The sequence below is a fragment of the Microbacterium sp. ISL-103 genome (assembly GCF_018613995.1).
Lineage (GTDB): Bacteria > Actinomycetota > Actinomycetes > Actinomycetales > Microbacteriaceae > Microbacterium.
In genome coordinates, this window is record NZ_JAGGPD010000396.1 from 1 (window position 1) to 7,506 (window position 7,506).

Genomic DNA, 7,506 nt, shown 5'->3' on the forward strand with positions numbered 1-7,506 from the left:
CACGACGAAGGGGGCGGATGCCGAGCATCCGCCCCCTTCGTCGTACCCGCTGATCCCATTCCGATATATGGGTCGAGGTGTCGGAGACTGGAATCTGTCGCGTCCCGATGCGACAGACGATGCTGCGATGCATGACGCGCTGCCGAACCACGGTTCCGCGCTTCGCGGATCGCGGTTCCCGCCTTGTGGGGACTGGGCGCAGTTCAGCTCCGTGCACGCCATCGTCTGTGGCCGGCGAGTCTCCCAACACTCGCCGGCCACAGAAACACCCGTATCGAACCCGCGACGACGCAGCCCGGCGAGCGTCCTCGCGCTCGTCGGAAAACTCGTCTGTGGATTATTGGCATCACGATCCACTTCGTGATGTAGTGGCCGTCCGGGCACATCATGGGGAGCCCGGATCTGGAAAGCAACTGGGGGCAGTCCATGAACACCAACAACTCGATGACGAGTATTCGAGAAAGCAAGCAGCTCTTAGCGGAGGAGGTCTTCCAGCACATCGGCGCACAGATCGTCGACGGTGTACTGGAGCCAGGGCATCGCATCCGCGATGTCGACGTCGCTGAAGAGCTGCATGTGTCACGGACTCCGGTGCGAGAGGCGTTACAGCGCCTCGAGCGCCTCGGGCTCGTGACGATGTATCCGAGCAGATATACCGAGGTCACCGCGGTGACACCGGAGACCGTGGAGCAGACGCTCGAATTCGCGGGGTATCAGGCCGGGATGGCGGCGCGTATGGGCGTCGCCCGAATGTCACCGCATGAACGCGAGGACCTCGCGGCACTCGTCGAAGAGATGTACACGGCGCACGACGACGTGACGATCTCGCAGACGCGGTGGGCCGTGTTCTCGTTTCTCAGCGACCGCAGTCGCAACGTCCAGCACCAGGTGCTGATCAACGACGCGAGCATGGCGCTGTTCCGCAACCTTCGCGGGTGGCGCGTGCCCGAAGACGACCGCGGGCGGATGCTCGATGTCTATCGGGACTTCCGCGACGCGGTGCTGCGCGGAGATGCCGATGACGCCGAGCAGCTCGCCCGTCGGATGCACTACGTCTGACCGCTGTCAGCGCGCTGCCGTCCATCCTCTGACCCACCGGTCGAGGCGACGATACGCTTCCTCTCTCGCCTCGTGGCGAGAGAGGAAGACGTCGTGCAGTGCGCCGTCGATGCGCTCGACGGTGACCGACGGGCCGAGCTTCAGTGATGCGCGGGCGATGTCATCCACGACGAGCACGGAGTCCGCTCGGGTGAGATCCTCCGACCACCGTGTCGGCGTCGCCGAGCGTGCGGAGAGCAGCACGCACACCGGTGCGTCGACCGAGAGTCCGGCAGAGACCGCTGCGTGCCCCGACAGGATCGCGTGGAACCACCCCGCGTGCACCGCCATGGTCTGCGCCGGGCGCCAGAGGAGGTTCACCTCGACGGGGTCGTCGGGATCGGCGACCTCCTGCTGTGCGCGGGTGTAGAAGCCGAGATCGACCTGAGGGGCGACCTCTCGAGGTGCCCATCGCGCCTGCAGCTCGGCGACCGGGGCGATCAGCGGCCGCGCCGAGGCGACCTGGAACTCCAGCCACGGGCTGTTCAGGATCACCGCGGCCGCGGCATCCGGATGCCTCGACGCCCAGAGGCTGAGTGTCAGACCGCCGGTCGAGTGCCCGAGGAGCACGAGGCGACGAGCGGATGCCCCGCGATCGGCACCACGACCCATGGCATCGAGAGCTGCGGCGATGTCTTCGTCGTAGGTCGCGAGGTCTGTGATGTATCCGGGAGTCTGGCCATCGCGCAGGCTGCGCCCGTACTTGCGGAGATCGAGGGCGAAGAAGCGCGCTCCCCTCGCGGTCCAGAACCGCGCGAGTCGCTTCTGGAAGAAGTAGTCCGACCATCCGTGCACGTAGAGCACATCCACGTCCGCCAGCGGATGCGGGCGCGCACGCAGGCGATCCCACCACGTCCGCTCGCGCGGCAGCGCCCTGACGAGGGTGGCGACGACAGGGCCCTCGTCGTCATCGGCGAGCTCGAGCGTGAGCTGCTCGAACTCGTCGCCGAGGACATCAGGTCTCCAGTCAGCCATGCGGCCAGGCTAGCCGACCGGTTCGCGACTACTCGGGAGCGGTGTGTCCGACCGTGAGGTTGCGCACGACCTTCTCGGCGAGCGGGTGAAGCGCCTGGGCGCGCGCATCCTCGTACGTCGTCAGTCGCACCCAGTCGGCGCCGATGCGCAGATCCAGCACGGGGCGACCCTGCTGATCCGTGCCGGTGATCGCCTCATCCGCGCCCACGACCTCGACCGCCTCACCCGCGAGGGGGTCGTACGCCCACGCGCCTGCCGGCAGGAACGTGATCATCACGAACGTCTCCGCGCTGTAGGGGTCTTGAGAGGATGAATAGCTGCAGAGTCGTGCTCCGTCGACCACGTGATACACCTCGGCGGGGATGCCCCAGCCGCCGAACTCCTGGATGAGCACCGTCTCTGCGTTCGTGATCTCAGCGACCTCCTGCGGCGTGACGAACCGTTCGCACCGCGCCCCGGCGAGGTCGCTGTCGATGTACTCGATGTCGTGCACGGTGGCGGCTGCCGTGGCGGCGAGACGCCGAAGCGCCTCGTCGATGCGAGCGGTGTCATCGGCGCTCAGCGCAGAGTCACGAATGGATGCCGAGAGCAGCACATCGGCGTCGGGCAGCTCGAAGTAGCAGCTTCCCTCGCCGCAGTCCGCGCGCTCGCCCGACCACCCCTGGCGCTCGGTCGCCCCGTCGATCACCGCCTGCGCGCCGGGGACGATCGTCACCTCCCAGTACTCCTCGCCGGCACCGGCGGAGCATGCGATGCCTCCCGCCCGCTGGAACATGTGCTGCGCGGGTCCGGGCAGCCAGCTCATCGACGAGATCACCGACATCACCGGCTCGACCGGGGTCGACAGCTCGCCGAGAAGCACCGCCATCTCGGTCGCGACGTCGTCGCACGTCAGGTCGAAGGCCGCTTCGGGCGCGACGATCGGCTCGGGAGTCGGTGTCGGCGACGCCGACGGAGACGCCGACGGAGTGCGTGTGGGCTTCGGCGTCGGCTCGGCGGCGCATCCGCTGACGAGGAGCAGAGCGGCCGTGCCGAGCACGATCAGAGAGCGCAGTCGCATGCGCTCAGCCTAGGGACGAACACTCCCCCTACGCGTCACCCGCCGACAACGATCCGGTGACACTCACTCCCCGCGGGAGACGCGCACCATCTCGTCTCGCGGCACGACCTTGACGCGGGCGCGCTCGTGCGGCTGCCCGAGAGCGACCTCGTGCTCGTCGAGTCGGTGCCAGCCGTCGAGGTCGGTCCAGCGCACACCGCGCTCGTGCAGCAGCGCCGGGATCGCCTCTTCGGAGGGATCCTCCGGGTGCCACCACGAGCCCTGGTCGTTGATGATGTGCCGCACAGTCTCCATCGCGTCGGACTTCGTGTGGCCGATCAGGCCCACGGGGCCGCGCTTGATCCATCCGGTCGCGTAGATGCCGGTCATCTGCTGGTTCGAATCCTTCGCGAGCACCTGACCCTCGCGGTTCGGGATCACGCCGTGCTTCTTGTCGAACGGCACCCCGGGAAGCGGCGAGCCGAAGTAGCCGATCGCACGGTAGAGCGCCTGCAGTGGAACCTCGCGCATCTCTCCGGTGCCCACGGCACCGCCCTGTCCGTCGGGCTTCGTGCGCTCGTAGACGAGTGCGGCGACGCGGCCGGCGTCGTCCTTGCGGACCTCGACGGGACGCGCCCAGAAGTGCAGGTGCAGACGACGCGACGCGGAGCCGCCGGCGTTGTTCACCGAGTCGCGCTTGCGCCAGGACTGCAGGATCCGGTCGATGACCATCACCTGCTTGTTGCTGGCGACGGCATCTCTCGACGCCTCGTCGTAGTCGAAGTCCTCGTCGTACACGACCATGTCGACGTCGCGGAGCTCGCCGAGTTCGCGCAGCTCGAGCGGGGTGAACTTCACCTGAGCGGGTCCGCGGCGGCCGAACACGTGCACGTCGGTGACCTCGCTCGCCGCGAGTCCCTCGTAGACGTTCTCGGGGACTTCGGTGACCAGCAGGTCTTCGGCGTGCTTCGCCAGCATGCGCGCGACGTCGAGAGCGACGTTGCCGTTGCCCAGCACGCCCACCGACGCGGCATCGAGCGGCCACTCGCGGGGAACGTCGGGGTGACCGTCGAACCAGCTGACGTAGTCGGCGGCCCCGTACGAGGCCACGGCGTCGATGCCCGGGATCTCGAGTGTGGTGTCGCGGATCGCACCGGTGGCGAAGATCACGGCGTTGTAGTGCTTCTTGAGGTCATCGAGGGTGATGTCCTCGCCGAAGCGCACGGTGGCCGAACAGGCGGATGTCACCGCGGTCGAGCACGTCGCGGAGTGCGTTGATGATGCCCTTGATGCGCGGGTGATCGGGGGCGACGCCGTAGCGCACGAGACCGTACGGCGCGGGCAGCTGCTCGAAGAGGTCGATCGAGACGTCGAACTTGCGCTCGGCCTTCAGCAGGATGTCGGCGGCGTAGATGCCGGCGGGGCCCGCTCCGACGATGGCCAGTCTGAGCTTGGTCATAAGGGGGTCCTTTCGTATGCCGTCACGCCCGACTCCCGCGGCCGTGGCCGCCGGTGAGTCAGCTGGAGCGTTCGACGAGGGTCTCTGCGAAACGGGTGAGCGCGTCGCGCACGGTGCCGCGCGGAAGCGCAGCCAGCGCGTCGATCGCATCCTGCGTCCAGGAGTGCGCGAGCGCGAGAGTCTTCGAGGTGCCGACGTGATCGCGCAGCTCGGTGAGCGGACCGTCGAGGATCGCAGGATCCGCGCCCTCGGCGATGCGGGTGACGCCGTCGTCGATGCGGGTCGCGAGGTCGATCGAGGCGTCGTCGGTCTCTGCCTTGAGCAGCAGATACGGCATGGTCGGCACGCCGGCGCGCAGGTCGGTGCCCGGCACCTTTCCGGTGTCTTCCGGATTGGCGGAGAGGTCGATCACGTCGTCGAGCAGCTGGAACGCCACGCCGATCTTCTCGCCGTACACCCGCAGCGGTTCCTCGTATTCCGTCGGGGCGTTCGAGAAGATCACTCCGCCCTGCGTCGCCGCGGCGATCAGGGAACCGGTCTTGTCGGCGAGCACCTGGATGTAGAACTCGATGGGGTCATCGCCCGGCTGGGCGCCGATCGTCTCGTGCATCTGGCCCAGGACGAGCCGCTCGAAGGTGTCGGCCTGCAGGCGGATGGCCCGCTCCCCCAGACGCGACATCAGCTGGCTCGCACGCGAGAACAGGATGTCGCCCGTGAGGATGGCGATGTTGTTGCCCCAGACGGTCTGTGCCGCGGGCACACCCCGTCGGCGGTCGGCGCCGTCCATGACGTCGTCGTGATAGAGCGAGCCGAGATGCGTGATCTCGAGCGCCTTCGCGACATCGATCACCCGGTCGGTGTTGCCGTCTCCGAGCTGCGCGGCGAGCAACGTGAGCACGGGGCGGATGCGCTTGCCCCCGGCCTCGTAGAGATACCGGCTCGCGGCGTCAGCCAGGGGATCGGCGACGCGCACGTCGTCGGCAAGGCCCGTCTCGACGAGCTCGAGGCCGTCTTCGATCGCCTGAGCGATGCGTCGCCCGGCGGTGCCGATGAAGATACGGTCGCTGAAACCGAGACGGCTCGCCAGTCGCGAACCCGGGGCTACGCGGCTCGAAGTCACGTGCTCAGCCTACCTTCGTCAGACGTACGGGTTCGCGCGCAGTGCTCACGCGGGCTTGAACGCCCGGTGCAGCGCCACGATACCGAACGAGAGGTTGCGGTACTCGACCTCGGTCCACCCGGCCTCGCGGATCCAGGCTGCGAGCTTCTTCTGGTCGGGCCAGTCGCGGATGGACTCGTTCAGATAGTCGTAGGCATCGCCGTTCGTGCCGGCGACGCGGGCCACCCGCGGCAGCACCTGCGAGTTGTAGAACCGGTATCCGGCACGGAAGAGCGCCCCGGGCGGGGTGGAGAACTCGTTGATCACCAGACGCCCGCCGGGCTTCGTGACGCGCAGCAGCTCGCGCAGCGCCTTCTTCGGATCGTTGACGTTGCGCAGCGCATACGACATCGTGACCGCGTCGAACTCGCCGTCTGCGAACGGCAGATCGGTGGCATCCGCCTGCACGAACGAGAGGTTGCGGATGCGGCCGTGGCGGCGCTGGCCCTCGGCGAGCATGCCCGGCGAGAAGTCCGCAGCGACGACCTCGGCTCCGCTTCGGGCGAGGGATGCCGACGACGAGGCGGTGCCCGCACCGAGGTCGAGGATCTTCTCGCCCGGCTTCGGGGCGACGGCGCGCGTGGTGGCCGCACGCCAGAGCGCGTCGTTGCCGACCGTCATCGCCGTGTTCGTGCGGTCGTAGCCTGCGGCGACCTGGTCGAACATGCCGCTGACGCGGGCGGGGTCCTTGCCGAGGTCGGCGCGGTTTGCTTCGTTCGAGGTCACGAGTCCAGTCTAGGCGCGAGGTGCAGCGCATCGAGGCGGTCGAGCCACAGATCGGGGGTGGCATCGTCGAAGGGCGCGACCTGGGCGCGCACCCGCTGCTCGAGATCGAGCGCAAGCGCCTCGAGTCTGCTCATGACGTCGGCGGGATACCCGAACTGCGCACTGTGCTCGGCCCACTCGTCGCGGTCGTCTACCCACGTGCCGCGCTCCCCCTCGACCCGCACGACATCGAGGTCCATGTCGATGCCGACCGCGAGCAGCGGATCGTCGGACCAGCGCACATCCCAGCCGATGTCGATGTAGATCCGCATCCCCTGGGGGTGGTCGCGGTTGACCGTCAGTGCGAAGTCGGTCTGACGCGGCACGAGCGTGACGTTCGGCGTGGCGGCGATGAACGCCGCACTGGGGCGTTCGCTGGGCCAGCCGGTCGGCTGCCCGATCCAGTCGCCCCACTCGTCGGCGCCGAGATACACGCACTCGTGCCGCCAGTGCGTGGAGCCGTCCCATTTGCGCCACTGGAAGATCATCTCGGTGCCGGGGGTGGGACGCGCATCGTTCATTGACTCAGCGTAGGCGCCGCGTGAGACCTTCCCCATGACCGACGAACTAGGCTGGAGGGGTGAGCAGCAGGCTGGTCGTGGAGACCCGTGAGATCGATCCGGTCGAGGATCTCCTGGCCTATGCCGATCCGGCACGACCGCTCGCCTGGCTGCGTCGCGGAGACGGGATCGTCGCCGTGGGCGACGATGTCGTCGAGACCATCCGGGTGTCTGCGGGGAGCGCCCCGCTGCGCTCGGACGCGATCGCCGATGCGTGGCGAACGCTCGCGCAGGATGCCGACGTCGATGACGCGCTCCGACTTCCCGGCTCCGGCCTGGTCGCCTTCGGCGCACTGACCTTCGACGAGGACTCCGCCGCCGACAGCGTGCTGATCGTGCCGTCGCTCATGATCGGACGGCACCGCGGGCGCACCTGGCTCACGCGCATCGGTCGCGCAGCCGCTGCTCACGAGTCGGCCGAGCTGCAGGCGGGTGCCGACACCCGTCCGTA

The 7,506-nt window shown here is 68.2% G+C and carries 6 protein-coding genes and 2 pseudogenes; 2 read left to right on the forward strand and 6 right to left on the reverse strand.

The window, feature by feature from the left end; all coding sequences use genetic code 11:
• Positions 1-426: 426 nt before the first annotated feature.
• The gene (locus J7E68_RS14280) at positions 427-1,059 is read left to right on the forward strand and encodes a GntR family transcriptional regulator (protein WP_215173633.1); all 633 of its coding nucleotides are present in this window, start codon (positions 427-429) and stop codon (positions 1,057-1,059) included.
• Positions 1,060-1,065: 6 nt separating this feature from the next.
• On the opposite strand, the gene J7E68_RS14285 is transcribed toward J7E68_RS14280, so the two are convergent.
• From J7E68_RS14285 to J7E68_RS14310, 6 genes and pseudogenes are all read right to left on the reverse strand, one after another.
• Positions 1,066-2,073 (reverse strand): alpha/beta hydrolase, encoded by a 1,008-nt coding sequence (locus J7E68_RS14285; protein WP_215173636.1) that lies wholly within the window; start codon positions 2,071-2,073, stop codon positions 1,066-1,068.
• Positions 2,074-2,101: 28 nt separating this feature from the next.
• Complete coding sequence (locus J7E68_RS14290) at positions 2,102-3,133, reverse strand: hypothetical protein (RefSeq protein ID WP_215173638.1); 1,032 nt, start codon at positions 3,131-3,133, stop codon at positions 2,102-2,104.
• 63 nt (positions 3,134-3,196) lie between these two features.
• A pseudogene (locus J7E68_RS14295) lies at positions 3,197-4,571 on the reverse strand (FAD-dependent oxidoreductase).
• 58 nt (positions 4,572-4,629) lie between these two features.
• On the reverse strand, positions 4,630-5,691 hold the full coding sequence (locus tag J7E68_RS14300) for a polyprenyl synthetase family protein (RefSeq protein WP_215173640.1): 1,062 nt from the start codon (positions 5,689-5,691) through the stop codon (positions 4,630-4,632).
• A gap of 45 nt (positions 5,692-5,736) precedes the next feature.
• On the reverse strand, positions 5,737-6,456 hold the full coding sequence (locus tag J7E68_RS14305; protein WP_215173642.1) for a class I SAM-dependent methyltransferase: 720 nt from the start codon (positions 6,454-6,456) through the stop codon (positions 5,737-5,739).
• The gene (locus J7E68_RS14310; RefSeq protein WP_215173644.1) at positions 6,453-7,016 is read right to left on the reverse strand and encodes a hypothetical protein; all 564 of its coding nucleotides are present in this window, start codon (positions 7,014-7,016) and stop codon (positions 6,453-6,455) included. The genes J7E68_RS14305 and J7E68_RS14310 overlap by 4 nt, the downstream gene beginning before the upstream one ends.
• 59 nt (positions 7,017-7,075) lie before the next feature.
• Between J7E68_RS14310 and J7E68_RS14315 the strand changes: the two are divergent.
• Positions 7,076-7,506: pseudogene (locus J7E68_RS14315) on the forward strand (isochorismate synthase); the annotation flags it as partial.

Bases quoted from the DNA above. Each gene is read 5' to 3' on its own strand.
- J7E68_RS14280 (WP_215173633.1), top strand. From the start codon at position 427: ATGAACACCAACAACTCGATGACGAGTATTCGAGAAAGCAAGCAGCTC.
- J7E68_RS14290 (WP_215173638.1), bottom strand. From the start codon at position 3,133: ATGCGACTGCGCTCTCTGATCGTGCTCGGCACGGCCGCTCTGCTCCTC.
- J7E68_RS14285 (WP_215173636.1), bottom strand. From the start codon at position 2,073: ATGGCTGACTGGAGACCTGATGTCCTCGGCGACGAGTTCGAGCAGCTC.
- J7E68_RS14310 (WP_215173644.1), bottom strand. From the start codon at position 7,016: ATGAACGATGCGCGTCCCACCCCCGGCACCGAGATGATCTTCCAGTGG.